Source organism: Mesorhizobium sp. M7A.F.Ca.US.002.01.1.1 (assembly GCF_004022955.1).
Classification (GTDB): Bacteria; Pseudomonadota; Alphaproteobacteria; order Rhizobiales; family Rhizobiaceae; genus Mesorhizobium; species Mesorhizobium ciceri.
Genome location: NZ_RZQE01000895.1, coordinates 1 through 1,173, shown reverse-complemented (window position 1 = coordinate 1,173; position 1,173 = coordinate 1). Strand labels below are relative to the sequence as shown.

The 1,173-nt window shown below is 66.6% G+C and carries 2 protein-coding genes; one reads left to right on the top strand and one right to left on the bottom strand.

What is annotated here, in order from left to right:
• On the bottom strand, window positions 1–430 hold a 430-nt coding region (locus EN932_RS36525; protein ID WP_164890860.1), incomplete at its 3' end, for a GNAT family N-acetyltransferase.
• Between the two features lie 65 nt (window positions 431–495).
• Between EN932_RS36525 and EN932_RS36520 the strand changes: the two genes are divergently transcribed.
• On the top strand, window positions 496–1,173 hold a 678-nt coding region (locus tag EN932_RS36520), incomplete at its 3' end, for a DNA polymerase IV (RefSeq protein ID WP_128369543.1).

Here is a 1,173-nt window from a genome sequence, read left to right as displayed (position 1 = left end):
GCCGTGCACCGTTCTGGCGGGCAAAATCGATGCCGCCTTCGACGAGGCGATGCGTGATGCCCCTGCCGCGCGCCTTGCCGCGGATGAAAAAGCAGGAGATCGCCCAGACGGCCGGATCCGTGGCGTCGGCAGGATCGACCGGTGCCGACCCCCTGCCCTGGTTGTTCCATTCGGGCACGTCGGCGCGCGGTCCGATCTGCATCCAGCCAACCGCCTGACCGTCCTCGAATGCCAGCAGGCCCGGCGGCGGGCCGGCCTCGATGCGCGCCTTGATGTGGTCCTTGTTGCGTTCCCGGCTGCTCTCGCGGCGCATCGCCGGCGCCAGCCGGAAATGCGTGCACCAGCAGCCGTAGCAGGCACCTTGCTTGCCGAAGAGGTCCTCGAATTCAGCCCAAAGCTCGGGCGCAAGCGGCGCTATGGTCGTGCTCATGCGTTCTCCCCAGGCCAGCCTTGTCGCTGGCCTTGCACTGTCGTACCATTGCCTCTGTTCTCTTTATGTTCGCAGCGAGGGCGGCCCCTGTCAACAATCCCGATCACGGTTTTTGCCGCGACTGCCTGATGCTTCAGCGCAGCCAGACGCGCCGCTGCGAGCGCTGCGGCAGCCCCCGGCTTGCGCGTCATCCCGAGCTTTACCGGCTGCATCTGGCCCATATCGATTGCGACGCCTTCTATGCGGCAATCGAAAAGCGCGACAATCCGGCGCTCAAGGACAAGCCGCTGATCATCGGCGGCGGCAAGCGCGGCGTCGTCTCCACCGCATGCTACATCGCCCGCATCCAGGGCGTGCGCTCGGCCATGCCGATGTTCAAGGCGCTCGAAGCCTGCCCGGAGGCGGTGGTCATCAGCCCCAACATGGAAAAATACGTCCGCGTCGGCCGCGAGGTGCGCGCCATGATGCAGGCGCTGACGCCGCTGGTCGAGCCGCTGTCGATCGACGAGGCGTTTCTCGACCTCGCCGGCACCGAACGGCTGCACGGCCTGCCACCCGCTGTGGTGCTGGCGCGCTTTGCGCTGGCGGTCGAGAAGGAGATCGGCATCACCGTTTCGGCCGGCCTGTCCTACTGCAAGTTCCTCGCCAAGATAGCGTCGGACTTCCGTAAACCGCGCGGCTTCTCGGTCATCGGCGAAGCCGAGGCGGTCGGCTTCCTGGCGGCGCAGCCGGTGACCATGATC